At 39.6% G+C, this 26,370-nt stretch carries 23 protein-coding genes; 19 read left to right on the top strand and 4 right to left on the bottom strand.

Features of this window, described 5'->3' with window-relative positions:
• Positions 1-6: 6 nt before the first annotated feature.
• The 16 genes from QVC79_RS12370 to QVC79_RS12295 all read left to right on the top strand — a co-directional run bounded on the left by QVC79_RS12370 (position 7) and on the right by QVC79_RS12295 (position 19,895).
• A complete protein-coding gene (locus QVC79_RS12370; protein ID WP_270595085.1) occupies positions 7-1,143 on the top strand; it encodes a TlpA disulfide reductase family protein in 1,137 nt (378 codons plus the stop codon).
• An 11-nt stretch (positions 1,144-1,154) separates the two neighbouring features.
• Complete coding sequence (locus tag QVC79_RS12365) at positions 1,155-2,264, top strand: thioredoxin family protein (RefSeq protein ID WP_270595084.1); 1,110 nt, start codon at positions 1,155-1,157, stop codon at positions 2,262-2,264.
• The gene (locus QVC79_RS12360) at positions 2,257-3,360 is read left to right on the top strand and encodes a TlpA disulfide reductase family protein (protein WP_270595082.1); all 1,104 of its coding nucleotides are present in this window, start codon (positions 2,257-2,259) and stop codon (positions 3,358-3,360) included. Before QVC79_RS12365 ends, QVC79_RS12360 begins: the two co-directional genes overlap by 8 nt.
• Positions 3,361-3,518: 158 nt before the next feature.
• Positions 3,519-4,058: an RNA polymerase sigma factor gene (locus QVC79_RS12355; RefSeq protein WP_270595080.1), complete on the top strand. Its 540-nt coding sequence runs from the start codon at positions 3,519-3,521 to the stop codon at positions 4,056-4,058.
• Positions 4,059-4,153: 95 nt separating this feature from the next.
• Positions 4,154-5,320 carry a FecR family protein gene (locus QVC79_RS12350; RefSeq protein WP_270595078.1) on the top strand — a complete coding sequence of 389 codons (1,167 nt, stop codon included), beginning with the start codon at positions 4,154-4,156 and terminating at the stop codon, positions 5,318-5,320.
• Between the two features lie 147 nt (positions 5,321-5,467).
• Entirely contained in the window at positions 5,468-8,764 is a 3,297-nt protein-coding gene (locus QVC79_RS12345) for a SusC/RagA family TonB-linked outer membrane protein (protein ID WP_270595077.1), read from the top strand.
• Positions 8,765-8,775: 11 nt separating this feature from the next.
• A complete protein-coding gene (locus QVC79_RS12340) occupies positions 8,776-10,239 on the top strand; it encodes a RagB/SusD family nutrient uptake outer membrane protein (protein WP_270595076.1) in 1,464 nt (487 codons plus the stop codon).
• 14 nt (positions 10,240-10,253) lie between these two features.
• Positions 10,254-10,811 (top strand): DUF4843 domain-containing protein, encoded by a 558-nt coding sequence (locus QVC79_RS12335; RefSeq protein ID WP_270595074.1) that lies wholly within the window; start codon positions 10,254-10,256, stop codon positions 10,809-10,811.
• A gap of 149 nt (positions 10,812-10,960) precedes the next feature.
• Entirely contained in the window at positions 10,961-12,049 is a 1,089-nt protein-coding gene (locus QVC79_RS12330; protein ID WP_270595073.1) for a thioredoxin family protein, read from the top strand.
• 51 nt (positions 12,050-12,100) lie between these two features.
• On the top strand, positions 12,101-13,186 hold the full coding sequence (locus tag QVC79_RS12325; protein ID WP_270595071.1) for a thioredoxin family protein: 1,086 nt from the start codon (positions 12,101-12,103) through the stop codon (positions 13,184-13,186).
• 80 nt (positions 13,187-13,266) lie between these two features.
• Positions 13,267-13,770 (top strand): TlpA family protein disulfide reductase, encoded by a 504-nt coding sequence (locus tag QVC79_RS12320; RefSeq protein WP_270595069.1) that lies wholly within the window; start codon positions 13,267-13,269, stop codon positions 13,768-13,770.
• 38 nt (positions 13,771-13,808) lie between these two features.
• Positions 13,809-14,945, top strand: coding sequence for a TlpA disulfide reductase family protein (locus QVC79_RS12315; RefSeq protein ID WP_270595067.1), 1,137 nt, complete (start codon positions 13,809-13,811; stop codon positions 14,943-14,945).
• A 28-nt stretch (positions 14,946-14,973) separates the two neighbouring features.
• Positions 14,974-15,897, top strand: a complete 924-nt coding sequence (locus QVC79_RS12310; protein ID WP_270595066.1) for a S1 family peptidase — start codon at positions 14,974-14,976, stop codon at positions 15,895-15,897.
• A gap of 31 nt (positions 15,898-15,928) precedes the next feature.
• A complete protein-coding gene (locus tag QVC79_RS12305; RefSeq protein WP_270595065.1) occupies positions 15,929-18,535 on the top strand; it encodes a hypothetical protein in 2,607 nt (868 codons plus the stop codon).
• Positions 18,536-18,837: 302 nt separating this feature from the next.
• Complete coding sequence (locus QVC79_RS12300) at positions 18,838-19,218, top strand: hypothetical protein (RefSeq protein ID WP_270595063.1); 381 nt, start codon at positions 18,838-18,840, stop codon at positions 19,216-19,218.
• A 143-nt stretch (positions 19,219-19,361) separates the two neighbouring features.
• Positions 19,362-19,895, top strand: coding sequence for a hypothetical protein (locus tag QVC79_RS12295; RefSeq protein WP_270429526.1), 534 nt, complete (start codon positions 19,362-19,364; stop codon positions 19,893-19,895).
• Between the two features lie 12 nt (positions 19,896-19,907).
• On the opposite strand, the gene QVC79_RS12290 is transcribed toward QVC79_RS12295, so the two are convergent.
• From QVC79_RS12290 to QVC79_RS12275, 4 genes are all read right to left on the bottom strand, one after another.
• On the bottom strand, positions 19,908-20,648 hold the full coding sequence (locus QVC79_RS12290; RefSeq protein WP_270595061.1) for a shikimate dehydrogenase family protein: 741 nt from the start codon (positions 20,646-20,648) through the stop codon (positions 19,908-19,910).
• A 141-nt stretch (positions 20,649-20,789) separates the two neighbouring features.
• A complete protein-coding gene (locus QVC79_RS12285; protein ID WP_270595059.1) occupies positions 20,790-21,713 on the bottom strand; it encodes a DUF368 domain-containing protein in 924 nt (307 codons plus the stop codon).
• A gap of 109 nt (positions 21,714-21,822) precedes the next feature.
• Complete coding sequence (locus QVC79_RS12280) at positions 21,823-23,388, bottom strand: DUF4301 family protein (RefSeq protein ID WP_270595056.1); 1,566 nt, start codon at positions 23,386-23,388, stop codon at positions 21,823-21,825.
• Positions 23,389-23,563: 175 nt separating this feature from the next.
• Positions 23,564-23,818 carry a DUF8828 family protein gene (locus QVC79_RS12275; RefSeq protein WP_087421709.1) on the bottom strand — a complete coding sequence of 85 codons (255 nt, stop codon included), beginning with the start codon at positions 23,816-23,818 and terminating at the stop codon, positions 23,564-23,566.
• 136 nt (positions 23,819-23,954) lie between these two features.
• Here QVC79_RS12275 and QVC79_RS12270 point away from each other — a divergent pair, with 136 nt between their 5' ends.
• From QVC79_RS12270 to uppS, 3 genes are all read left to right on the top strand, one after another.
• Positions 23,955-24,620 (top strand): CBS domain-containing protein, encoded by a 666-nt coding sequence (locus tag QVC79_RS12270; RefSeq protein ID WP_270595054.1) that lies wholly within the window; start codon positions 23,955-23,957, stop codon positions 24,618-24,620.
• A 34-nt stretch (positions 24,621-24,654) separates the two neighbouring features.
• Positions 24,655-25,560: an NAD kinase gene (locus tag QVC79_RS12265; RefSeq protein ID WP_270595051.1), complete on the top strand. Its 906-nt coding sequence runs from the start codon at positions 24,655-24,657 to the stop codon at positions 25,558-25,560.
• An 81-nt stretch (positions 25,561-25,641) separates the two neighbouring features.
• Positions 25,642-26,370, top strand: coding sequence for an undecaprenyl pyrophosphate synthase (uppS, locus tag QVC79_RS12260; RefSeq protein WP_270595050.1), 729 nt, complete (start codon positions 25,642-25,644; stop codon positions 26,368-26,370).

Raw genomic sequence — 26,370 nt, 5'->3', positions numbered from 1 at the left:
TAGGTGATGAAAGTATGTAAAAATGTATGGCTATGGGTTAGCCTGCTATGCCTGTTTTGTGCATGTAAAGAACGGGAGCATGATCGTTTCACGATTTCCGGGGAGATGAAGGGATTACCTAAAGGTGTCGTGAAGTTGTACACGAATCCGCCGGGAAATGTTTTATTGGATAGTTGCGAGGTTAAGGATGGAAAGTACTTTTTGGAAGGGAAGATCATGGAGCCTCAGGCCGGTCTATTGTTTTTTGACATGGAACCGCAATACCAGCGATTGGGGGCCTCGATGGTGGCTATATTTATAGAGCCGGAGGATATGAAGGTGTACAGCGAATTGGATGAGGTGAAGAAAACATTGAAGATTACTTCAGCCCCGATTAATGAAGATATTCACAGGTATAATGTTTATTTGAAGTCTTTACCGGAGAAACAATTGGTTGCAGAGTTTAATGGCAAAATCCAGATGGCTTTTGCCGAGGCTAGGATGGAAGAAGTACGGGAGATGAGTCGAAAGCGAGATTCGTTGCAAATGGTGATTATTGACCGGTTGTTTGCTTTTGAGCCGGGAGTTTCTAAAAGTCCGGCAGCAGCTTATTTGGTGGCTCAATTGTCCGCATCTCTGGATGTTGTGCAAAGAGAGAAGATCGTGGAAAAGTTTGACCCGAGTTTAACTGATTCTTATTATCTGAACGGAATGCGGGAAAGCGTGGAGCGGGAAACGGCTTTACAGCCGGGAAAAGCCTTTCCAGATTTTCAAGTGTTTGATAAAGATGGTAGGAAGTACACCTTGACTGATTTCCGGGGAAAATATTTATTTGTTGAATTTAGTGCATCCTGGTGTGGCTGGTGTAAAAAAGAGATTCCTTTTATTCGTAAAGCATATCACGCTTTAAAAGATAAAAATGTTGCTTTTGTAACGATGATGATGGATGATCGGAAAGAGGCTTGGTTACATGAGATCAAAGAGTATAATATCGAGTGGTATTGTTTGTCTGATCTGAAAGGGATGAAAAATAGTCCTTTGGCTAAGGCTTATAATTTGGGAGGAATTCCAGATTCTTTCGTGGTAGATCCGGAAGGGCGGATTGTGTGTCGGGACTTGAGGGGGGATGAGGTATTGGAGACATTATCTACATTGTGTAATTAATGGAATAAATCATGTATAAGATATTAATCGGTTTGTTTTTATCTGTATTGTGCTTGCAGGCAAAATGTCAGATACAGTTTGATGAGGGAAGTTTCACGGAGGTTCTGGTAAAAGCAAAACAGGAAAAAAGGATGGTGTTTATGGATTGCTACACGAGTTGGTGTGGTCCTTGTAAAATGATGGTGCAGAATGTTTTTAGCCGTGAAGACGTGGGACAATTTATGAATACACGTTTTGTGAATGTTAAATTGGATATGGAAAAAGGAGAGGGGCGGGAATTGGCTAAGAAGTATCAAGTGAAGGTTTACCCGACTTTTTTGATCTTGAATGAAGATGGAGAGGTGATTCATAAAATGGTGGGAGGAATGAAAGCAGAGGAATTTTTACAGCATGTGCAAAATGGTATTGGAGAACATTCTTTGTATTCTTATGAGAAGAGATATGCCGAAGGGGAGCGTGATCCGCAATTCGTGTATAGTTATATAGAGACTTTGGCTAGGGCTTTTATGAAGGAACGGATGGAAGAGGTGTTACACGAATATTGGGGAACATTGACGGATCAAGAGAAAAGTGGTAAAGAAAATTGGATGCTTGTGAAACGATTCGTGAAGAATCCGTTGTTACCAGAATACAAGTATCTTCTGGAGCATAAAAAGGATTTTGATGCAGCGGTTAGTAAAGATAGCGTGGATCGTAAAATATACGACGATTTGTTTCCGTTGATTGTGAATGATTGTAACGAAATTATTTTTCATGATAAAGTGAATGCACTTCAACTTTTAGATACATATAAAACGAGTGTTACTCAATCGGGAATTGCCGGACAGGATTATCTGTTGGATATTGTGAAGTTTACCAGAGCCTTTTTGTCCGGTGATTTGAAGAAAGCATTAAAAATGTATGATAGGAAGTTTTCCCGTTTGGATCATGATGCTCGTTTTGATGTAACCTTACAGTTGAATGGAATGTTGATTCGTAAGGGGGATGCAAAAATGTGTGAGCGAGGATTGAAATTGATTGAGAGAACAATGAAAGATTGCGGGTGGTCGGAGGATAATCCTTTGTTTGCAGCCGTGGTTTCCGGATTGAAAGATAAATTTAAAGATAATAAAGATGAATAGATTATTGATTTTGTTGACAGGATGTTTGTTCTGTTTTTCGTGCGCATCCAAAACGGATGGTTTTAAGGTAAAAATGCATTTGGAAAATGCTCCGGAGTGTGAGATTTTCGTGAGTGAAAGGATTCCGAATCCTACCCAGTGGTATATAGATACTTTGGAGTTGAAAAATGGCCAAGTGGTTTACACGGGTAAGGTGGATTATCCTCGTTTGGTTTCTTTCGTTGTTAAGAAGGGAGAAGATGATTTTGTGGGTTCTTTTAGTATATTTTTGGATAATAGTGAGGTTGAAGTTCAAGGGGATTTTAATAATTTGAAGAGTTTAACAATTACTGGGAGTAAAACACATGATGAATTTGTTGCCATAGAAAAGAACGGGCAAGAGTTTATGAAAGAGTATGGCAGAATCGGTTACGACCGGAGCAAGGCGTTTAAAGATAACCGGGTTTTATATGATTCTTTAGCAGAACCTTACAGGCAGGCTTATGATAAGGTGGTGGATTACATTCTGAATCTTCCGGGGTATGCTCATAGTGAGGTGGCTCCTTATTTTGTTTCGGAATATATTAGTGCTGATAATCTTCTCTTGATGGAAAAAGCGTTGAATGCTTTCGATGTTTCTCTAGTCGAGAACGCATATATCGCTAATTGCCGGGTAAAATTAGAAAAGGAAAAACGGGTACAACCGGGAGTGATGGCGTATGATTTCACGTTAAAGGATTTGGAGGGTAATACTTACAAATTGTCAGATTATAGGGGAAAATATGTATTGCTGGAGTTTAGTGCATCTTGGTGCGGATGGTGTAAATTGGAGATACCTTTCCTTGAAACAGTTTATAAGAATACGCAAGGTAAGAATTTTGTCATGTTTACGATTAATCTGGATGACGAGCGAGGGAAATGGGAGGAAGATGTAAAACATTATAATTTACCGTGGAAGGTTATTTCAGATTTGAAAGCATTTGAAAGTCCCGTGGCGAAGAGTTATAATGTGAGTGGTATTCCGATGATTTATCTGATCGATCCGGAGGGAAAAATAAAGGAGAAAGGATTACGTCGGGAAGAGATGATCGAATATATAAATGCTTTGTTTGAGTAATTTAATAACAGGGGGAAACGAGATTTGAAAGTTTTCCCCTATGTTATTTTAAGGGTGAAAGAGATGATATGGTTGTTTACATGATGATGTCGGATTTTGCAATGATTCAATTATCGTGTATTTGAAAATTTCGGAGAAATAGTTACTTTTGTAGCACTATGAGTGCTATTATTCAGACCAATAAAGACTTTGAAGTATTCTTTCGGGAGAATTTTCCATCCGTGTACGCTTTCATGAAACGCTACACGGGAGATGATGAATTAGCGGCAGATTTAGCACAAGAGACTTTTATCCGGGTTTATGAACGGCGGGATGAGATTGTTTCTGTTGATTACGGGAAAGCTTTTTTATACACGGTTGCACGTCATTTGTACTGGAATCATTGTAAGCATCAACGGGCGAAGGAAAATTATTTTGCGCAATTGGATGAGAGTAACGTGGACGATTACGATTTCTTGCAGGAGGTTACCCGGCAGGAGACCATGCGAATGTTATATGTTGCTATTGACCAGTTGCCACCACAGACTCGTAACGTGATCCTTTTGAATTTGGAAGGGAAAACGAACCCTGAGGTTGCGGAAGAATTAGGTATTTCCGTGAACACGGTGAAGTGTTTGAAAAAGTCGGCTTACGAGACATTAAGAGGGACCCTATCCAAAAATTACTTTGTGATTTTGATGTTCCTGTTAGGGGAGTAAATGTTAAATCTTTTCTTTTTTGAATTTTTTTCTAGTTTGACCTACCCACTTTTCATTTGAAGTAATCTCTATGATAAAATTACAAATGTAAAAGTATGGATTTACTAAAAAAACGTTTGGATATTGCCCGGCTTATTGCCGAAGAGTTGACCGGAACGATTGATGAAAAGGATCGGGTCGTGTTGGCCCGTTGGTTGGATGAGGACGAACGACACCGGGAGGAATATGCGGATATTTTAGAATCATTAAAGACTGGGAACGAGGCTTGGAAGGATCAGGAGCAGGGGAGGCAGTTAATGGAATCCCGATGGGGAGCGGTGAAATCTCACACGGTTCAGAAGACTGGCCGGTGGATTACGTGGAGTAAGTATGCGGCGGTTATCGTGTTATTCGTGAGCATTGGAATTTTTTGGCTTGTAAATGAAGAAAAGCAGGAGGTGGAGAATGGTACTGTTGCCCAAATTGAACATGGTAGCATGAAAGCGCAGCTTGTACTTGCTAATGGGAAAAAAGTGGATTTGAGGCCAGAAACAAGTTTGCAACTAGAAGAGGTGGGAGGTACTCGAATTTTGACATCGGATGATAGGGTAAAGTATTCGGGGAAAGATTCTTTAGCCGGACAATTGGCAGAAGTAAAATATAATACGTTGATCGTGCCGCGAGGAGGTGAATTTTCGTTGGAATTGGCAGATGGAACTCGGGTGTGGTTGAACGCGGAATCGAGGTTGCGTTATCCGGTAGCTTTCACGGGTAAGGAGAGAAAAGTTGAAATGGAGGGAGAGGTTTATTTTGAGGTGGCAAAGAATAAGGAAAAACCTTTTATTGTAACCGTGAATGGGGTTGATATTCGGGTCTTGGGAACAAGTTTTAATGTTTCGGCTTATCAAGAAGATGTGGTGACCACGTTGGTAGAAGGAAAGGTGCAGTTGAAAAAAGGTAATGAACAGGTTATTTTATCGCCTAACCAGCAGGCGATATGGTCTGATGACGAGTTTAGGGTGAAACAGGTAGATGCCCGTAATTATGTGTTATGGAAAGAGGGGATTTTTTATTTTGAAGATGTTGATTTGGAGACAATTCTGGATGATATGGCCCGTTGGTATAACGTGAATGTTTTTTATATGAACCCGGCGTTGAAAGAGATGAAATTCTCTGTCGAGATTAGACGTTATGGGGATATAAACGAGATTTTGAGACGAATAGGGCAAACTAAACGTGTAAAATTTGAAATAAAAGATAGAACTATAAACGTGTATGAATAAAAAAAAGACAGACAGCACCCCCATGCTATCTGTCTGAATACAACATTCAATATTTAATTCAATGTAAAACTCAAGAACAAAGTTATGAAAAAAAAATGTAACTCTGGTGGTCTTATGAAAATAAGGCTGCGAAAAACATTGTTGGTTATGAAATTTTTGTGCTTTTTTTTCTTGTTGTCTGTTTCGGTATCAGCAGCAAGTTATTCGCAGAATGCAAGATTTTCTCTGACGTTGGAAAATGTCGCATTAACAGATGTTTTTTCAACCATTCGGAAAAGTAGTGAATTCACGTTTATCTACAATATGGATGACGTGAGAAATATTCGGGTGAAGTCAATAAACGTGCATGAGGCTACAATAGAGGAAATTCTAAATGAAGTTCTTCGAAATACGGGGTTCGTGTATAAAATCGAGGATCATGTTGTTGTGATTCAACCTCAGGATACGAGAGAAGAAAAGAAGTCGGTTAGAATTAAGGGGTGGGTGCACGATAAGAGTAAGCAACCGCTTCCGGGAGTAACCGTGAGAATGGTCGGAATCAGTTTAGGAACGGCCACTAATACGCAAGGGTGGTTTGCAATCGATTTACCCGTGACGAAGGGGGAATTGGAGTTTTCTTTCGTGGGATATAAAAAACAAAAAATTGCTTTTACAGAAAAAACAGATACGTTGCGGATCGTGATGGAAGAGGATTTCCAACAGGTGGAAGAGGTGGTTGTGACAGGTATTTTCAACAAACCGAAAGAGAGTTTTACGGGGGCTGTCGTGGCGGTAACCAAAGATGATATTAAGGCAAATTATTCTCGTAATATTCTTCAGACATTAGCTAATATTGATCCAAGTTTGCGAATTGTACAGAATAATGCAATGGGATCGGACCCGAATACATTACCGGAGATTCGTTTGCGCGGTGTTTCTACGATGTTAACTGCCGAAGAGTTGAAGTCGCAAGAAAGTGGACGTCCGGATTATAATCGTCCTTTATTTATCATGGATGGTTTTGAAGTTGATTTGGAACGTGTCATGGATATGAATGAGAATGAAATTGAAAATATCACGATTTTAAAAGATGCTAGTGCAACTTCGATGTATGGATCTAGAGGAGCGAATGGAGTGATCGTGATTACAACGAATCGTTATACGGCTGGAAATTTGAGGATTATGTACCAGGGACGTTTAAATATTCAAATTCCATCTCTTGGTACTTATGATAATTTGATGTCAGCCTCTGAGAAATTTGAATTAGAGAAAGAGTATGGTCTTTGGGAGAGCGATCTATATAAAGAATTGTATGATGAAATAGAATCGAATATCGCTAATGGGGTGAATTATAATTGGCTAAAGGTTCCAACTCGTACAGGGATTGGTCAAAATCATATATTACAAATTAGTGGAGGACAGGAATCATGGAGTTATTCTTTGGATTTGAATTATCAATCGACTCGTGGAGCCATGAAAGATTCTGAGCGTAATAATTTCAATGGTACAATGAGTTTGGGATACCGTAAGGATAAATGGAATATTTGGCAATCCTTGTCGATAGGGGTGAATAGTAATCAAGATTCTCCTTATGGACAATTTTCGAATTACGTGAATATGAACCGTTACTGGAAACCATATGATGAAGATGGGAAACCTGTTGAATATTATTATCATCCTAATGGAGGATTTAATAATCCTGTTGATAATCCGTTATATGATAAGAGTGTTGGCGTTTGGGCAAAAACAAAATATTATAGCACTCGTAGTAATACTCGAGTAAAGTATAATTTTACAGAGAGATTTTACACGGAGGTATCTTTTGGTATCTCTCGGAAAGAAACGAAAGGAGATTCCTATTATCCGCCAAGTCACAAGAATTTTAATACCGAGACAGAATTAGAGCAAAAGGGTTCTTTTACGAGAGGAGAACGTGAAAATATCGAGTGGCAAGTTCGTGGTACATTGTATTATACAAACACGTTTAAAGATAAGCATATGTTCTCGACGGGATTGAGTACGGAATTATCGGAATCAACAGAAGATTCTGCTAATTGGACGGCCCGTGGTTTTATGGCAGATAATATTGATCATCCGGGAATGTCTTTGGCCTACCCCGAAAACGGTCATGTTTTTGGTGATAAGAGTGTGACTCGTCGTGCGAGTTTTTCCTATATCGCGAACTACTATTATGATCAACGTTATTTCGTGGATGGATCTATTACTTATAATGGGGCATCTTCTTTTGGTAAAAATAGTCGATTTTCTCCTTATTACTCTGTTGGTGGCGGTTGGTTGATGAATAATGAATCTTTCATTCAGAACAATCTTCCATTTATCAATGAATTGCGTTTACGTTATTCCTTAGGTGTCGTGGGAAATTCATCTTTAGCTCCTCAAGATTATATGGAGGTTTTTAATCGTAACTCGCAAGATCTTTATTTGGGAGGAATTTGTTGGACATTGAATGGTTTTGCTAATCCGAATCTAAAGCAACAAAACACAATACAGCATAATGTTGGCGTTGATTTAGGTTTATTTAATGATCGGATATCTATTCAATTTAACTACTATAATTTTTTGACAAATAACACATTAACGGATATGAATTTACCCATATCTCACGGGTTTAATGCCGTGCGGGGTAATATCGGGAAAATTCGGAATGAAGGATTTGAATGGTACTTAAATTTCGTTTTGTTGAATAATGAGGCACGAGGGATTAGATGGAATTTGAATGCTAACATTACTCGTCATAGAAATACAATCGTGAAACTTTCCGAGGGATTTAAAGAAGCAATAAAATATCAATTCAGGGCGATAGGCACGGCTATGGATGCGATTAAATATCAGGAAGGTAAATCTATGGATGCTCTTTATGGATTGCGTTCAGTAGGTATTGACCCGACTTCCGGACAACGTGTTTTTCTGAAGGCAGATGGAGTGACAACAACATTGGAACAAAATGCTGATGATTTGGTTTATTTGGGTGATAGCCAGCCGAAAGTGAATAGCACGTTTAATACTTCTTTTACATGGAAGGGGTTGAGTGTAATTGTCGGGTTTGGCGTGAAATGGGGAGGAAAGCAAATAAATTATACCGAATTGAATAAGGGTGAAAATGTTAATTTGTCTTTTAATCTTGATCGCCGGCTTTTGAAATACGGTTGGAGGCATATCGGGGATCAGGCTCGTTACAAAAATCAATGGGAAACGACTTCCCGTGATAAGGCGACAACGGTTTGTAGTGATTTTGTTCATAAGGATAATGTATTTAGTTGTAATAACGTGAATATTCATTACTCGTTCCCGAAGGAGTGGTTGAAGAAAGTAATTGGGTTGGAAAGTTTAGCCATTTCGGCTGATTTGTCAGATATTTTCTATTTTTCAACCATTGAAAGAGAAAGAGGAACATCTTATCCTTTTTCGATAAATCCTAATTTTTCCATTTCTTGTACATTCTAAGTTTTCATGTTATGAAGAAAAAAATATATGTATTAGGTTTAAGTGTGCTACTGGCATGTAGTGCTTGTGAAGATTGGCTGACGATTCAACCCGAGACGACGCTTGCGGCAGAAACATTGTTTAAAACAGACGTGGGGATAACACAAGGTTTAAATGGAGCTTATTATAAGGCAATGTCAATCTATGCCCCTTCCAGTTATTTAGGCGGAGCTTCGTTTGTTGAGTATATGGCAAATACTTATTATTGTGATCCGCTAATGAAAGGTGATGATTACTATTTTTCAATTCATACTTATGAACAATCGGATAGTCAAAATAATGTGAATGAATGGTGTTTTACCGGACTCTACAACGTAATCGCCAATTTGAATTCAATGCTTGGCGAGATGGCTAAAAATGTAGAGAAGTTGACTCCGAATACATACAAGATTTGTCGAGGGGAGGCATACGCTTTGCGAGCATGTTGTCATTTGGATGTATTACGGCTTTACGGGCCGGTTCCTTCTGCGGCAGAAGCATCAAAAACATACGTACCTTACGTGCGGGTGAATGATGTAGAGGACTACACGTACCATACGTTCGCTCAATTTATGGATTATGTTCAAGCGGATTTAGACAGTGCGGAGATGTTTTTGCGGACGGTTGAGCCCGTGTTGACGCAGACATTTGAAGCCACAAATTCGACATCGAATACGTGGCCCTATAGAAAAAGTCGTTGTAATTACTATGCCGTGTTGGCATTACAAGCCCGGGCAGCCTTGTGGAGAGGGGATAAAGAGAAAGCTTTGCGTTATGCGAAATTAGTGAAAGAAGCCAAAAATGAAGATGGAACCCCCAAAGTTCGTTTGACTACTCCCGATGATGATGTGAGTGATTATACGGTGACGGATAAAACGCATTATTCCGAACATCTTTTTGGCATAAAAAATGAGTCTTATAATATAAATTCAACTGGAAATTCTTTCTCTAATAAAGTATGTTATAATAAAGAGGATTTTATAATAAATTTATACGGTGAAGACTATAAAAACGATTTGCGGTATAAGAACTGGTGGAATATTGGTGGAAGGTGGGAATGGATTGGAGATGATCCTGTTTGGGTTACAGATGGGAAGTATTATATAACTAAATACAATGACTTTAAACCCAGTAATACATCTGCGCCGCATAATTTCCCGATTATTCGTTTGCCGGAAATGTATTTCATTATAATGGAATGTGGAACATTAACAGAGGCTAATGTCGCTTATGAAGAATATTGTAATGCCCGGGGGATTACTTATAAGCCATTAACTGAAAATGATCGTCAAGAACGAGTGATATTAGAAAGCATTCGGGAATATGTTGCCGAAGGACAAAATTTTTTCACGTACAAACGTAATAATGTGAAAAATATGTATGGGGCTATCACTACTAGCTCTGAGGATCAATATATCATGCCGTTGCCTGAGGCTGAATATACAGATGTTAAATAATAAAGTGTAAGAGTATGAAAAGAGTATTGTTAATTATATTATGTACTGTGGGATTATGGTGTGCTTGTACTGAAGAAAAGCCTGGTTTTTACAGGGGGGGAGGCGGTTTGTGTTTCTATCCATCAAGGACAAACGATTCTTATCCATATTTTGGAGATGGGATAGATGGTCGGGATTCAATGACAATCGTGTCTTCCACGAAGTTGAGAGATACACTTTATTTCAGGTTAATGGTTTATGGACAAAAAAGTACGAAGGATCGTTATTTTTCTTTGAAACAAAGTGTTCTTTCACATTTGGATAGCGTGAGTTACGTTAATGATTCCACGGCTGTTGCCGTGGAAGGTGTTAATTTTGTTTCTTTTGATGACCCTGAAATGCAAAAATATTATGTCATTCATCCGGATTCTTCCAACGTGTATGTACCGATTATAATGACGTATGATCCGAATACTGCGGGAGAAAGGCAAAATTTTTGCTTGTATTTTGAGATTGTTCCGAATGATGAAATTTCAGTTTTTGATCCTCGTTTTTATCGTGCAGAGTTAAGAATGAGACAGACGGAGAATTAAGGAGATATTATATAAACAGGGGGTGAATTATAATCCTCCCCCCTGTTTATATGATTTTTTTTAATTTCAATGATAATCATTTTTTATGAGATATAGGGGTATAATATCTTGTAATAAAATTGTTATAATATATTATTAATCTTTTGTACATGAAAAAAATACTATTGTTTGTTTTAAGTGTTTTGTTAATGACCTCTTTGTCTGCCCAAACAAAGTTTCTAGAACTGGCTTTTACGAAAGCCTTGGAACAGGCGAAGGGAGAAAATAAGATGGTATTTGTTGACTGTTATACTTCTTGGTGTGGACCATGTAAAATGATGTCAGAGAAGATATTGCCTTTGAAGGAAGTGGGTGATTATATGAATGAAAAATTTGTGAGTGTGAAGTATGACATGGAGGTTGGAGAGGGAAAAAATCTTGCAATGAAGTACCATGTAACTTCTTATCCGACATTTTTAGTGTTAGATGGAGATGGGAGATTATTACATCGGGTGATAGGCGGTACGGCAACAGGAGAAGAATTTATACAGAAATTAAAGAGTGGATTGGATGAAAATTCGATTACGAATTTGGAGGTTCGTTATCGGAATGGAGAACGAGGGGTTGAGTTTATGGTGAAATATGTACAGGCATTGAAAAGTTCTGGTAATTTGGAACAAGCGAAAGCGATGATGTTTGATTTGCTGACCTCTGTTGGGGATCGGGAACGATGTTCAGTTGAATGTTGGCCTATTTATGATGATCCTGAATTGTCTCCAGCCGGATCGGGGAATATGATGTATTTTTTACGATTTGCCAATTTATTTCGTCAGAAGGTGGGGCGTGAAATGGTGGATGCAAAAATAGCTTCTGTGTTTGAAAGTCAATTGGAAGATATTTTACGAAGACGAAATAAAAATGTGACATTAGCTGACGTGGAAGGGACAGAACAAATGTTAAAAGCATATGATTTACAAGGGCAAGATTACTTGTTTGATTATGTGGATTTGATTAAAGCTATGTTGACAGGGAATACGGAGTTAGCTTTGCCACTATGTAAGAAAATATTTTCTTCTATGAGTGATGAGAAATTGAGTTTCTTGTATTTCCAACCAATACTTGCATTACAGGGAAAATGGAATAAACAACAGAAAAAAGAGTTGACTGTTTTGACTAAAGAATTGGCAAGCAAAGCTAAAAGCGAGGTGTTAAGAAGTAGTTTGGAAAATTTTGAAAGTTCGATGATTCCGAAGTTATAATTGTATTTATAAAATAGATGATAGTGTATAATATGTAAATGAAGAAGAGATATGAAAAAGTTTGTATTGTTGTATGTTTGTATGTTTTTAATGATACCTGTATTTGCCCAAACGAATTTTCAAGATCTGAGTTTGGTAAAAGCCTTGGAGTTGGCAAAGAGTGAGAAAAAGCTAGTGTTTATTGATTGTTATACTTCATGGTGTGGTCCATGTAAGATTATGGCAAAAGAGGTTTTACCCCAAAAAGAAGTGGGTGATTTTTTGAACGAACGTTTCGTGTGTGTGAAATATGATATGGAAGAGGGGGAAGGACCGGAGATTGCGAAAAGGTATAAGGTGGATGCTTATCCCACTTTCTTGTTGTTGAACGCGGACGGGGATTTAATTAATCCGATCGTGGGAATGACTCCGGCGGGAGGAGAGTTTATTTATAAAGTGAAATTAGCTTTGGGAGAGATCTCCACGGTGAAAATGGATTCCTTGTATGCGGCCGGGAATCGAATGACTCGTTTTGTACTTTCTTATTTGAAGGCGTTGGAGGCGACGAAACAGTATGATAAGGCAAAAGTGGTTACAGCTAATTTGGTGAAAGAGTTGGGTGCTAGTCAGACAGCTTACGTAACATATTGGTTCCTTTACGAGAATCCGGAAATTTCCCCCGTGGGGTCCGAAAATATCAACTACCTGTTGAGTCATGTGGATGATTTCCGTAAAGGTGTGGGTGTGGAGCCCGTGAATGCAAAATTGGCTTCGATGTTTGAGACTCAATTGGAGGATATGATTCGAGGAAAGAATAAAACAACGGATATAGCGGACGTGGTGGTTGTCGAGAAGCATTTAAAAGCTTGCAATTTACCGGGTAAGGATTATCTGTATGATTACGTTGCCTTGTTGAAAGGAATGTTTTCGTATGATGCTGATGTAGCATTTGCCGCTTTTATGAAGATTTACCCCACGATGAAAGAGAAGAAATTGAATTATTTATATTTCCGTCCAATCACTTTCCTGAAAGGGAAATGGAATGACCAACAGAAAAAGGAGTTGATTGATTTATCCTTGAAGTTGTCTCCCAAAATGGAAAATATCGTGTTACAGAATGGACTGAAGTATTTTGCAGACGAGATTAAAAAGTTCTGATTTATTCATGTAGCTTGTGATGTTTATGAACTTGACAACAGGTTTATAAACATCACGGGTTCGTAAAATTGAAATCAATTATGAATAAGTTGTTCATTATATTTTTATTATGCTTGCCTTTATTTGGTTGGGCCGGGAAAGATGGGGATATAAAGGTCTTGAAAAAGGGAGACGCTTGCCCGAAATTTATCTTCAAGGATATGGACGGGAAAGAGGTGTCGTTGGAACAGTTCAAGGGAAAGTACGTGGTGATTGACGTGTGGGCTTCATGGTGTCAGCCGTGTAAACAAGAGTTCCCGAATTTGAAAAAGTTGGAAGAAAAATACAAGGATAAAAATGTTGTTTTCGTGAGCATTTCCAGTGATGCGCAGGAGAGACGTTGGCGTTTTGAACTTGGTTTTTTACATGAGAGGTTGGAATTACAATGGTGGATAGCGGGTGACAAGAATTTCATGCGTGCTTTTGAAGTTGCAGTTCTCCCGCGAATGATATTACTGGATAAGGAGGGACGAATTGCAGAATTAAAATTACCGAAACCTTCAGACCCGAAGTTTGAAAAGATCTTGAAAAAATTGAAATTATAGTAAGAGTTCACGAAATCTAATATTGAGAAAATATAAGTATGATTTTTAACTATATAAAATTAGTGACAATCGTTTGCTTGGTGGCGTGGGGATGTAAAACTGAACGGGAAGGGGAGGAGTTTACATTGACCGTGACAACGGAGACGAGACCACAAAATAAATTATTTGTTTTTTACAGAGGTGCGAATGATTCTATTCGGGTTGATTCAGTCGCTTATGAAAGAGGGCATTTCGTGTTGAAAGGGAATGTTCCTTATGCCCAACGAGCTTTGCTGGTACTAACAGCCGGAAACAGTGGTATCCCGCAGATGCACGGGGAAGGTGGAACTCCTGTGTTTTTAGAAAAAGGAAATATATCCCTGTCGGCCGAGAAGGATTTACATGGAACAAAAGTGGCAGGAACCCCGTCGAATAATGATTTACAGGAGCTTAATGATAGCGTTAAGTTTTTTGATGACTGGTTGGTGGGATACCGGGAGAGATTTACAAAAATTTATAGTAGCCGGGATAAGGAAGCCTTGAATGCGTTATTTAATGAATATCGCAAATGGGAGGCCAAGCGCTTGGAGGCGGAAAAGAGATATGTTGAGAATCATCCGGGATCGTTAGTTTCATTGGACTGGTTGATGAGACATTACAATGTGGTCCGGGAGAAAACGAAAATCCTTCCGATGTTTGACAAGTTGAGCGCAAAGGTGAAAACTTCCGTTCTGGGACAGAAGTACAAAAAATTATTGGATGAAACGGTAGCTGTGGAAATGGGAAAGTTAGCACCGGATTTTACGGCTAAAAATATAAACGGGAAAGAGGTTTCCTTGAGTTCTTTCCGGGGACAGTACGTGTTACTGGATTTTTGGGCATCGTGGTGCGCTCCTTGTCGTCAGGAGAACGTGAACGTGTTGAAAGTATATAACCGTTTTAAGGATAATGGGTTCACGGTTGTGGGGTATTCTTTGGATAGTTCCGAGAAAGCGTGGCTAAGAGCTGTGGAAAAGGATGGGATGCCTTGGGAGCAGTTGTCCGGACTGAACGGGGTGAAAGTAGATGCTTCGAAACTATATGGAGTAACAGCGATTCCGAGTAATTTTTTGCTTGATCCGGAGGGAAAAATTGTGGGAATGGATTTGAGAGGAGAAGAATTGGAGAAGGTATTAGAGCAGATATTCGGGAAATGAAAGTGAGATCAATAAGTTGTATAGAAATATGAAGATTATGAAGTATTGGTGTAAGTTCTTGTGCATTGGTTTATATTTGGTGGTATTCGCTTCCGTGATATGTCAGGCTCAGCGAAAGGAGAAAGAAGTCGTGTATCGGGATTATACACACATGGAGGCGGATTTGCTGGATTCATTAAAACAGGATGACGTGAAAATGTTGTTCAAGGGAGTGCAAGCGTTGCGGCAGCAGGCTCAGCAAGTGAAAGAGAATTCACCCGTCTGCTTGGAACCTCGCCCGGCAGAGAAGAAAAAACTGAGATCACAAGATATGATCGAGAAGAGGAGAGGAAGCGTGTTGACGGTCAATAAATATCATCGTGCGATGAGGCATCCGGAAGGGGTGAAGGGCTGGGCAACTGCCGTCGTGTTGTCGGAGGATGGGATTTGTGTCTCGAATTACCACGTGTTTTGGGAATTTTTGGACCCGACGGCCAAGTTAAATCCACAAGATAGTATCATGTTTGTTGCCACGGAAGAGGGACGGGTATACCCGATCACCGAGATATTGAGTTTTAACAAGTCGGCAGACATGAGTTTTTTCAAGATCGATACCCGGGGAGACGTGCTTACCCCGATGCCGTTGGGAAATGATCTTCCGGCGGGGACAAGTGTACATTTGTTAAGTCACCCAGAAGGTTACCCGTATGCCTACACGAACGGGGTGGTTATGCGGACAATTACTTCTGATGCCAAAGATCCTTTTGCCCGTCGGATGGAACTCACGGTTGATTACGCCAAGGGGTCAAGTGGCGGTCCGATTATGGATGATTGTGGAAACATGGTATCCATGGTTTCCAGTATTTGTACGATATTTTATTCCAATCAGCCGCCTTATAACCAGCAAATGAATGTAAAACTGACGATTCCCGTGAGTTCATTTCGTAGACTGATTCAGAATAAAGACAAGTAATGTTTGGAGAGATAGCATTAACATATTGCTTATGAAAAAAATAGTTTTACTTTTCGTAATTATTGCCGGGTTATACGCTTTTCAGAAAGATTCGGAACCAGAGAAAAAGATCGTGCGGAACTTTATGACCTTGGTTCGTGATCTCCCGCATGAAAAGATATATTTACACACGGACAAAAGTGCTTATACCGTGGGAGAAAATATCTGGTTCCGGGCATACGGGGTACATGCTTTGTTGAATGTACCCGGAATCCCGAGTAAGTTCATATACGTGGATCTGGTGGATAAACGAGATTCGTTGGTGAATAGAGTAAAACTAGTTATTCGTGATTCCTGTTTTTACGGGCAATTACCGTTATCGAAAAGCCTGCAACAAGGAGAATATTGTTTGCGGGCTTACACGTATAATATGCAAAATCAGGATAAAGATTGGGTATTTAGGAAAAAAATACGGGTGATTAACCCGATGGATTCGAGGGTTTGGACGGAGGTGTCCTATAAGAAAGAAAAAGGAAATTACTATGCTGTAGTCCGGTTCTTGGATGGAAATAAAAAACCTTTTGCACAGATGCCGGTTACTTATGTTTTGAATCCGAAAGGGTATAGATTTACCGAGACAAGAATCGGTACGGATCGTAACGGGGAAGTGAGGATTAAGGTGGACACGTCGGATCGGATACTACGTTTGGGATTCTATGAAGGGAAACCGTTTTCTTTTGAACGTTATATCCGGATACCGGATTTGCGAGAAGGATTTGACGTGCAATTTTTCCCGGAAGGAGGTTCCTTGCTGGTCGGTAACCGACAACAAGTAGCCTTCAAGGCAATTGGTACTGATGGCTACCCTGTGGATGTAGAGGGTGAGATATTTCAAGATTCAATACCCTTGTTTTCGATAAAATCGGAACATGACGGGATGGGGAGTTTTTGGTTACCGGTGAACAGGGGGGTGAAATTCCAAGCACGGGTAACGACTGCAGATGGTCGGGAAAAATGGTTCGACCTGCCGGAAAGTCGTGTTGACGGTTGGGGGATAGCCGTAAGCCAGCAAGGGGAGAACATAGAATATCTAGTAATGAAGGGGGAAGGAGCGGAAATAAAAAATGATCTGTATGTGCTGGTACATAGTTGTGGGATGGTTTTCGATTTCCGGCAAGTGACGGGGTCGGTAAAGGGGAAAGTGGATCAAAATCTGTTACCGGAGGGAATATCGCAGGTCGTGTTAATGGATAAGGAGGGGAATGTGTATAGTCAGCGTCAATTTTTTAAGAAAAAGAGGCGTTCAGGATTGATGATTTCATCGAACAAAAAACGTTACCGGGCCCGAGAGTTGGTTGAGTTGGAACTTGAGTTTGACAAGACTTTTGAGGGAGTTCCGGAGGGCAGTTTTTCTTTAACTGTGACTGATGATCAAAAAGTGAAACAAGATTCGTTAGAAGATAATATTTTATCTAATTTGCTTTTAACGTCTTATTTGAAAGGGTATATAAAAGATCCGGCTTATTATTTCAATGACACGGCGGCAATACTCGAACATCATTTAGATTTGGTTATGCAGACCCATGGTTGGACCCGTTTTGATCCGGGGAAAATAGCCCGAGGAGAGTTCCCGAAAGAAAAGTACGAGATCGAGGTCGGACAGGTCATCTCTGGGACAGTGAAGAATTTTTGGGGAAAGGATTCCAAGGGAGCGGGGATTACCTTGTTGTCAAATTATGGTGATTCTCGGTTGACAGAAACAGATGAACGGGGAAGATTTGTAATCGATGACCTCTTGTTTAAAGATAGCACGTTGTTTTTCGTGCAGGCTTTGAATGTTAAGGGACGACGGGGCGTGGAAGTCATGGTGGATCCGGAACGATTTCTAACATCGGAATATTTTTTGCCTAATGTTTTGAATGTAAAAGAAGAAGATGATAAATTCCTAGAGAAATTTTCACAGAATTACTATTACGAGAATGGTCAGAAGATATACGTGCTGGATGAGGTTAACGTGACTCGTCAAAAGGCCAATAAAAATAGTTCGTTTTATGATCATGTTGCCCGTTATCAAGTAGATTCTGCTCAATTGGCAGAATTGCCGGATGTGGACATTTTTCAGCTTGTTCAGTTACAATTTCCGGGTGTTACGATCGGTGCGGATTCATTAGGGAATCCTTGCCCTTTTTACAGGGGAAAGCAGATGTATATTCTAGTGAATGATTTCGAGGAGGATATTAATATTGTTCGCATGTTTCCTAAGCGAGAGTTACTGGGAATGGCTTTGCTGGAACCCATACACGGGAAAATGTTTTTTGGTGACAGGGGAAGAGATGGGGTATTGTTGATTACCCGAAATCCGAATTATATTCCTAAAAAGGAACAACGAGTTAATATTTTGCCGTTTAGGCTATTAGGTTATCAGATTCCGGAAGAGTTTTACGTGCCTCGCTATGATGTGGATTCGGTGCGTCGGGATAATCGTTATGATGAACGAACGACCATTTACTGGAATCCGGTAGTGAAATTGACAGGGAATAAAAAAGCGAAAATTTCTTTTTACACGGCAGATCTTTACGGGACTTATTCCGTGATACTGGAGGGGATTACCCGGGAAGGAATCGTGTGTCGGCAACGGGAAAAGCTGAAATTAGAGTAACTTTAACTTAAGAGGATGAATTTCCCCCGGATTCGAGAGGGGATAATGAAGGGTGATTAGGGGCCAGTCGTGTAAATTTTGTACTTTACCGGAGCAGGAATAGTTCCCATAATGGGAGGATAGGAGGGGTATTGGATTTGTATTGGGGATGTTGCCCGTCTTCTTCTCTTTTTATGCTTTCTTGTTGTTTTCTTCGATGTATTTTTCCAATATTATCGGGAAATTTTTATTCTATGTGGGAAAAACGAATAGATGTACAAAAAAAAATATATATTTGTCACGTATTATTGTAGGTATATCGAATGAAAGCTTTTGTGAAATATTGCGTGTTGCTTTTGGTGGCAGTAATCTATCTTGGACAAGGGATAGATTCTACTCGTTATTTAGCAAAGGCAACGGAGCAAGAGCGACTTATTTCACATGAGAAGGATGATTTTGAACGGTTAGCCATGCTGACCGCAATGAACGGAAATGCATTACCGGTCAACACGGTTCAGGATGTAACAAATGTGCAACCGACTTTTCGTTATTTGCAAAAAAATAATATTTCTGTTTATTTAGAAGAATATAAAAGGGTTTTTACTCCTTATTTTAGGTATATTGAAAACGATTATCTCGACTCTTTCGCGTTAAAGCAGGACGTTGGATACTATGTCTTTGCGTTGTGCGAAATCATTGTATGATTTTTGGTTTATTTGTAAAAACACTACTCGTTAATTATTAGCGGGTAGAGTTGTGTCTTGACTGAATTATATTCGGGAACAAGAACATACACATGAATATGTGGGAAAAATAAACTATTTAATTATACAAAAATTATAAAGTCATGAGTGATAGTAAATTTGAATATATCGATGACGTTCTCTTGAATGTAGATAAAGATAAAATAGAAAAAAAGAAAAAATCTCCCATAAAGCCTTTGGCATTGTTGATCTTGGGGGCAGCAATCCTTTGGTATGGTGCGAATTATATTAACACGGCTCAGAGTGATACGCTTTCTTCTGTTGTTATTATGATCGGTTTAGGTGTTGCAGCATGGGGAATCGTGGCATTTTTGGTAAAGAAAGAGCGTTACGTTTACAAACCAACGGGAAAGGTGTTGAAGAAACATAAAGTGTATGTGGCTGCAAATCAGTCCTCACGATTGTATGATATTTTGGAGCAAAATAGGTATGATGATTTACAATCATTGACCCGTTCCGGACAATCTAATTTAAGTTTGGAGGCTTATTGTAGTGAAGATGAACAATATGCTTTGTTACAAGTCATGGAATTCATTCCTTACAATGACGTGCCGATGACTCCTGTCAAAGTATGTGAGGGGACTCAGGCAAAACAAGTAGCTTATTTCTTAAAATAATACTCTGTACTATTAAGTATTCCAGAGTTTCCACGAATAATCGGCTTGCAGATGGAGCATCTGTAAGCCGTTTTTTATTCGTGCCCCTTGTTGTTCTCCACGGTGCATGAATTCGGTTATTTCCGGATTATAAATGAGGTCAAAAAGATAATGATTTGAGGAGAGAAGGTGATAAGGAATGTCCGGACAATCGGTTGCATGAGGCCACATCCCCACGGGAGTGGCGTTAATAATTAAAGGTGTGTTGGGTAGGTAACGGGCAACTTGGTCGTAGGAAATTTCAGAGGAAGAATGGGGGGTACGGCTAACCGTGAATACTTCTATTCCCAAAGAGACAAGTGCATTCCGGACGGCTTTGGACGCTCCGCCAGTGCCTAAAAGTAAAGCTTGTGTAGGTGGTGTCTGGATAAATTCTAATAAAGATTCTCTGAAACCTAAGATGTCAGTGTTGTATCCGGTTAGGATAGTACCGGAAATAGTGTGTTCTACTTTCACGGAATTAACGGCTCCGATTTTTCTAGCATCCTCGCTGATATAGTTTAAATAAGGAATGATCTTCTCCTTGTACGGAATCGTGACGGCAAATCCTTTTAGCGAGGGGGTTGTTTTAATGACTTGTAGTGTCTGTTCAATATTATCAGATTCGAAGTTCACAAATTCTGCGTCTATTTTTTCTGCCTTGAACTTCTCTGTAAAGTAAGTCTTTGAAAATGAATGTCCCAAAGGGAAACCGAGTAATCCGAAAAGTTGCATGGGAGTTTATACGTTTTATATGATTTAAAAAGTTCGAGAGGATACATAATTCCCTATGGAGTATTTCATCTACAGCTGTTTTTACGACAGATAAAGACACGGTCACTTTATGAACCTGACGAACTTTATAAACCTTATGAACTATTTTTTTAGTACTACGGCTAGTTTTTCAATGCTCCAGATGAGTAGAATACCAATGATACACATGAGGATCGCCTGCCATATTAAAGGATCGCTTCCGTTAACCTGCTCGAAGGTGTTAGGGAGAACGTTTTTCTCGACGTCAAAAGCAACTCCATTAACCAATTCAGTATCTATAATTTTCCATGGCCAGATTTTGTTGAGTGATCCGACCATGAATCCTGTTAATAGAGCTACTGTCATTCCATGATAGTTTTTCAATAACCAGGATAACAAGTGAGAGAAAGCGACTATACCAGCCACAGCTCCTACTAAAAAGGTAAGTAGAACGGGAATATTAAATTCGCTGACGGCGGTAATAATGTATTCGTATTTCCCTAAAAGTAACAGGATGAAGGCACCGGATATTCCCGGTAAGATCATGGCACAAATGGCGATAGCCCCGGAAAGGAGAATAAACCACCAGTCATCCGGAGTGCTGGTTGGGGAGAGAACCGTGATCGTGTATGCGATAATGGCACCAACGATTAACGAGGTGATGGTTAGTATATCCCATTTTTTTATTTCTCTTGACACCATGAGGGCAGAAATAATGATGAGACCAAAGAAAAAGGACCAAATGTATAACGGGTGGGTTTCTAGCAAGTATTTCATCAATTTTGCCAGTGAAAATATGGATATGGCAATACCTGCAACGACAGAAATTAAAAAGTTTCCGTTAATGTGTTTCCAAAACTCTTTTAACTGGAAGGTTCCCAGCAAACGTAATGCTTTCAGGTTTATAGACCGGATCGACTCGATCAACTCTTCATAGATACCCGTGATAAATGCGATAGTACCTCCTGAAACACCCGGAATCACGTCGGCGGCTCCCATGGCACATCCCCTAAGTACTAATAGTAAGTAGTTCTTTTTCTTCTCCATGAACAACGAATTAATTTTAGATTTTAAATTTTAAATTGGGGTATAATTCAACTAATTGATTTACGATTTATGAATCATCTGAAATCATAAATCGTAAATCTAAATTCATTTATTCTACTTTAAACACGTTACGGTGTTCAAAACGCAGCAAGTCAAAGACAGTTTTTACCGGGGTGAAGGTGGATAGCGGAACTTCCACGAATATCGTGTTCCAGTTGGCCATGGCACCGTTCCACAATCCGGGTAGTTCTTGAACTTTAATATCTTTCCCGGCTAGTGATTTGCTGGTGATGAATCCCTGTGTGTTATCGATGTATTTGGTTAAGTCATATTTCTTACCTTTATAGTTATAGGTACTACATACGATGTCCACGGGATTAAAGTGGGTTGATTGGGTGAATATTTTTTTCTGATTTCGATCTTTCAGGTTGACTTGAGCGCTCTCCACGATCATTAAACGTGTTGCATGTTCGTGGTCTTCAACCCAGAACGGTCCTCCACCCGGCTCTCCTTCATTTTTCACCATTCCGCATACACGCAATGGCCGATCGAGTAATTGTTTTAAATAAGCGACTCTTTCCTTACGGTCAGCATGAACTAATCCTTCTTTGGGTTTATAACCGAGGTGGTTGTAGATATATTGCTCGATTTCATTCAAATTTTCGTCTGTAATACTGTTCTTCTTGCTTAAGATTTTCATGTAATTGAAAATTTGGTTCTGTGTTTTTAACAAAACTCCGGCAAGGATTTTCTTGTATTTTACGGTGTCTGCCTTGCTACGATCGGGTGCCACGTTGTCAATGTTTTTGATGAAGATCAGGTCTTCTTTCAGGTCATTGAGGTTGTGAATCAATGCACCATGACCACCGGGGCGGAACACGATGTTTCCCTCGTTGTCTCTCACGAGATTACCTTCTGTGTCAAGACTCACAGTATCTGTTGCAGGCGATTGGACAGAATACGTGATGTCGTATTTCAAGTTGAATTCTTTCTGGTAATTTTTAAGAACAGATTTCAAGAGGGCCTTGAATTTGCCTATATGTTCTTCTGATACCGTGAAATGAATATGAGCTTCCTTACCGTCGTTGGCGTAGAGAGCCGCTTCAACCAAGTGTTCTTCAACAGCAGTGCGAATATGGTCCCTGTAAATATGGAAATCAATTAATCCCTTGGGTGTGGCATTGTAATTAAGCCCCTTGGGGGTAAGGATGTATTCTAGAATTTCAATGAGTTGATTCTTCCAGAGTAATTTGTCTAAATCAAGGCGATCTTTGTAAAGAGCCTCTTTTAGGTGTGGGTAGAATGGAAATTCTTTCAATTTCTCGAAGAACGAGAATATACTTCCGGGTTCCTTGTCCTGTCGGAATTTCAAATAGTCTTCATCGCTCCCCGTGTACGTGTTGAAAAACGTATTTAGCGTTTTGAACATGCGTGATGCGGAACCGGAGGCTGGAACCATTTTCACGATTTTCAACGAATTCATTCTTTCCTCAAAGATGCGGATGAATTCATCGGCTTGTTCGTCATTCAAACCGTAGATTCCGTTGTTTATTGTTGCCGCATCCTGAATCTGTACAAAATCAAACCCCTGCTTGAAATTTTCAAGCTGGTTTTCAATTTGCTCGGGTTTTATTCCCCTGCGTTTAAATTGTTTGAGATCACTTTTCGTGTACATAATTTCAGGTTTGTAAGTACGTAAATAGTTTTGCAAGTTACGAATTATTGTGCAGAAAGCAAAATTTGTCTTTTACATTGCAGGCTGCCGGGTGAGTCTCTGACTCTGAAGGTTATGGGTGTTTATCGTGAACTTGTAATTTGTTAGCTTGTTATTTATACGAGAAAGAAGACAATTAATTGTCTTCTTCTTCGTCATATAATTCTTCTTGATTCTCTAATTCGGTTTCGAAAAATTCTTCCGCTTCTTCCATGAGAGATTCAATATCGTCTGTGCAGAGAGGCTCTTCGTCAATCCAGTAAATTTTCTGGTTGCTGTAAAAGCCATCCATGTCACATTGAATAATACATTGAGGCTTTTCCGTGTGCACAACATATACTAGATCTGGTGCTTCCTGGGAATTGTCTGCAATAAGAAATTTTGGTAACATGATGTTCACTGTTTTTAAATTTACGTGGCAAATATAGAAATAATTGAAAACGGTGATATTGAAAATTGAAAATTATTTTAGGGGTGGAATTTACTGGGGAAAATAATGTATCTTTAGGGCGAGAAATGAAATAGATATGATCGCATCAAGTTTACTATCGAATGTTGTACCAGTATTGAAGAAAGATGATACTTGTGCCCAGGCATTGGGGTGGATGGACTTGTTTCGGGTGTCTCATTTGCCTGTCCTAGATGGGGAAACGTACGTGGGGTTGTTGTCTGATGAAATCATGTATGCCTACGGGAATATCCATGATTCGATCGGTAAGCTGGATATACCCCGGGAGATGACTTTTGTTTACGAGGATGTACATATGTATGATGTTATCGGGGTTGCTTCTTCTCGGCTTTTGTCGGTGGTACCGGTTTTGAACCGAAAAGAGGTATATCAGGGAGCTATTTTGTTAACAGATATCTTGCATAATATTGATAAACTTTTGTGTATAGACGATCCTGGCGGGATTATCGTGTTGGAGGTGAATAAAATTGATTATTCATTGGCCGAGGTTGCCCAGATCGTGGAATATAACGAGGCAAAGGTGTTGAGCTGCTATGTTACATGTATGCCGGATTCTAATAAAGTGGAGATTACTCTTAAAGTGAATGCGGTCCGGATAGAACCGATTCTGGATACTTTTATTCGTTATCGTTATGTGATCAAAAATACTTTTGTTTCCGGTGAAGAGATGAATGAAGAGATGAGAGATCGTTACGGGCAGTTATTGAAGTTTATGGAAATGTAGGGAGTTTTAAATTAATTGAATCTAAAATAAATAGATGTGTTCAAAAATAAGTAAAGTTGCGATTTACGGACGGGTGATTCATGAAGAGTTTTATCCTTATTTCAAACAAATGTTGCGTGATCTGAATGAGCGAGGGGTTTGTTTGACTTGTTATAGACCTTTTTATGATTTTTTGAAGGAAAAATGTGGCATTTCTAATGTTTTTCAAGCGTTTTATGAGGAGGATGTTGATCAGGATACGGATGTTTTGTTCAGTGTGGGTGGAGACGGGACATTTCTTGATTCCGCGATGCGAGTGAAAAATCATGGTGTTCCCGTGTTGGGCATTAATAGCGGGCGCTTGGGTTTTTTGGCTAATATAGCTCAAGAGGAGATTTCACAGGCTATTTATTGGTTGTGTGCCGGAAAGTTTGACGTGGAACAGCGTGCGTTGGTGAAATTCGAGATGAAAGATAATCCCTTTGCTGAATTTAATTATGCATTGAATGAGATAAGTGTATTGAAGACAGAACGTTCCTCTTTGTTGAAGGTTCATGCTTATATCGGGGAAGAATATCTCACCACATACTGGGCTGATGGTCTGATCGTGGCCACGCCTACCGGGTCTACTGCCTATTCGTTAAGTTGCGGGGGACCGATCGTGGCTTCTGGTTGCGATAACTTGATCATAACTCCGGTAAGCCCGCATAATTTGAATATGCGTCCCTTGATTTTGCCCGGTAATGTGCAAATCCGTTTAAAAGTGGAGAGTCGTTCAGGAGACTTCATGTTGAGTGCTGATTCTCGTATGCAAAGAATGTCGGATAATCATGAATTATTTATATCTTCGGGCGATTTTAAAATGAATGTTGTGAAAATGCCTGATCATAGTTATTACGATACGTTACGGAATAAATTGAATTGGGGCGAGGACAAGAGAAACAAGAAAGATAAAAGTTGAAACGATTTTAAATAATAGGGTTAATTTTATTGGAGAGTGAAAAGTAATTTTCAATTTTCAATTTTCAATTTTCAATTAATTATGGATAAAGAGAATATACCGGAACACGTGGCAATTATTATGGATGGAAACGGAAGGTGGGCCAAAAGTCACGGTTTGGAGAGATGGGAAGGTCATAAAAAAGGAGTAGATGCGGTAAGAACAGCAATGGAGGCTGCCGGGGAGATCGGGGTGAAGTATTTGACTTTATATGCTTTTTCGATAGAGAACTGGAATCGTCCGAAGAAAGAGATAGACGTGTTGATGGGGTTGATGGTGGACGCTATTTTGGCTGAAACTGATAATTTGATGAGAAAACAAGTCCGGGTGAAGGCTATCGGGAATTTGTCGGATTTGCCGGAAGAGGTATATAACAAGTTACAGGGATTAATAGCGAGAACGGCATCTAATACCGGGTTAACTCTGGTGTTGGCATTAAGTTATGGGGCAAGATGGGAGATTTTGACAGCGGCCAAGCGGATCGCTCAAGATGTGCGGGATGGCAAAATAGAAGATGTCGAGGCATTTACAGACGCAGATTTTTCCGCCTACCTGACGACGTCGGGAATCCCTGATCCCGATTTATTGATCCGAACAAGTGGTGAATGTAGGCTTAGTAATTTCCTTTTATGGCAATTAGCGTATACTGAACTATATTTTCTTGATAAATTTTGGCCCGATTTTGAAAAAGAAGACTTATATTTGGCCATTCGTAATTTTCAAAAAAGAGAAAGACGATTCGGGTTAACCGGAGAGCAACTAAAAAAGTGA

Origin of the sequence: Butyricimonas sp., from assembly GCF_019423355.1 — a bacterium.
GTDB classification, from domain to species: domain Bacteria; phylum Bacteroidota; class Bacteroidia; order Bacteroidales; family Marinifilaceae; genus Butyricimonas; species Butyricimonas faecihominis.
This window is presented reverse-complemented; position numbering and strand designations above follow the sequence as displayed.

Bases quoted from the DNA above. Each gene is read 5' to 3' on its own strand.
- QVC79_RS12305 (WP_270595065.1), top strand. From the start codon at position 15,929: ATGAAAAAAATAGTTTTACTTTTCGTAATTATTGCCGGGTTATACGCT.
- QVC79_RS12370 (WP_270595085.1), top strand. From the start codon at position 7: ATGAAAGTATGTAAAAATGTATGGCTATGGGTTAGCCTGCTATGCCTG.
- QVC79_RS12355 (WP_270595080.1), top strand. From the start codon at position 3,519: ATGAGTGCTATTATTCAGACCAATAAAGACTTTGAAGTATTCTTTCGG.
- QVC79_RS12360 (WP_270595082.1), top strand. From the start codon at position 2,257: ATGAATAGATTATTGATTTTGTTGACAGGATGTTTGTTCTGTTTTTCG.
- QVC79_RS12350 (WP_270595078.1), top strand. From the start codon at position 4,154: ATGGATTTACTAAAAAAACGTTTGGATATTGCCCGGCTTATTGCCGAA.
- QVC79_RS12345 (WP_270595077.1), top strand. From the start codon at position 5,468: ATGAAATTTTTGTGCTTTTTTTTCTTGTTGTCTGTTTCGGTATCAGCA.
- QVC79_RS12280 (WP_270595056.1), bottom strand. From the start codon at position 23,388: ATGTACACGAAAAGTGATCTCAAACAATTTAAACGCAGGGGAATAAAA.
- QVC79_RS12315 (WP_270595067.1), top strand. From the start codon at position 13,809: ATGATTTTTAACTATATAAAATTAGTGACAATCGTTTGCTTGGTGGCG.
- QVC79_RS12330 (WP_270595073.1), top strand. From the start codon at position 10,961: ATGAAAAAAATACTATTGTTTGTTTTAAGTGTTTTGTTAATGACCTCT.
- QVC79_RS12335 (WP_270595074.1), top strand. From the start codon at position 10,254: ATGAAAAGAGTATTGTTAATTATATTATGTACTGTGGGATTATGGTGT.
- QVC79_RS12285 (WP_270595059.1), bottom strand. From the start codon at position 21,713: ATGGAGAAGAAAAAGAACTACTTACTATTAGTACTTAGGGGATGTGCC.
- QVC79_RS12320 (WP_270595069.1), top strand. From the start codon at position 13,267: ATGAATAAGTTGTTCATTATATTTTTATTATGCTTGCCTTTATTTGGT.
- QVC79_RS12275 (WP_087421709.1), bottom strand. From the start codon at position 23,818: ATGTTACCAAAATTTCTTATTGCAGACAATTCCCAGGAAGCACCAGAT.
- QVC79_RS12300 (WP_270595063.1), top strand. From the start codon at position 18,838: ATGAAAGCTTTTGTGAAATATTGCGTGTTGCTTTTGGTGGCAGTAATC.
- QVC79_RS12325 (WP_270595071.1), top strand. From the start codon at position 12,101: ATGAAAAAGTTTGTATTGTTGTATGTTTGTATGTTTTTAATGATACCT.
- QVC79_RS12290 (WP_270595061.1), bottom strand. From the start codon at position 20,648: ATGCAACTTTTCGGATTACTCGGTTTCCCTTTGGGACATTCATTTTCA.
- QVC79_RS12310 (WP_270595066.1), top strand. From the start codon at position 14,974: ATGAAGATTATGAAGTATTGGTGTAAGTTCTTGTGCATTGGTTTATAT.
- QVC79_RS12265 (WP_270595051.1), top strand. From the start codon at position 24,655: ATGTGTTCAAAAATAAGTAAAGTTGCGATTTACGGACGGGTGATTCAT.
- QVC79_RS12365 (WP_270595084.1), top strand. From the start codon at position 1,155: ATGTATAAGATATTAATCGGTTTGTTTTTATCTGTATTGTGCTTGCAG.
- QVC79_RS12340 (WP_270595076.1), top strand. From the start codon at position 8,776: ATGAAGAAAAAAATATATGTATTAGGTTTAAGTGTGCTACTGGCATGT.
- QVC79_RS12270 (WP_270595054.1), top strand. From the start codon at position 23,955: ATGATCGCATCAAGTTTACTATCGAATGTTGTACCAGTATTGAAGAAA.
- uppS (WP_270595050.1), top strand. From the start codon at position 25,642: ATGGATAAAGAGAATATACCGGAACACGTGGCAATTATTATGGATGGA.
- QVC79_RS12295 (WP_270429526.1), top strand. From the start codon at position 19,362: ATGAGTGATAGTAAATTTGAATATATCGATGACGTTCTCTTGAATGTA.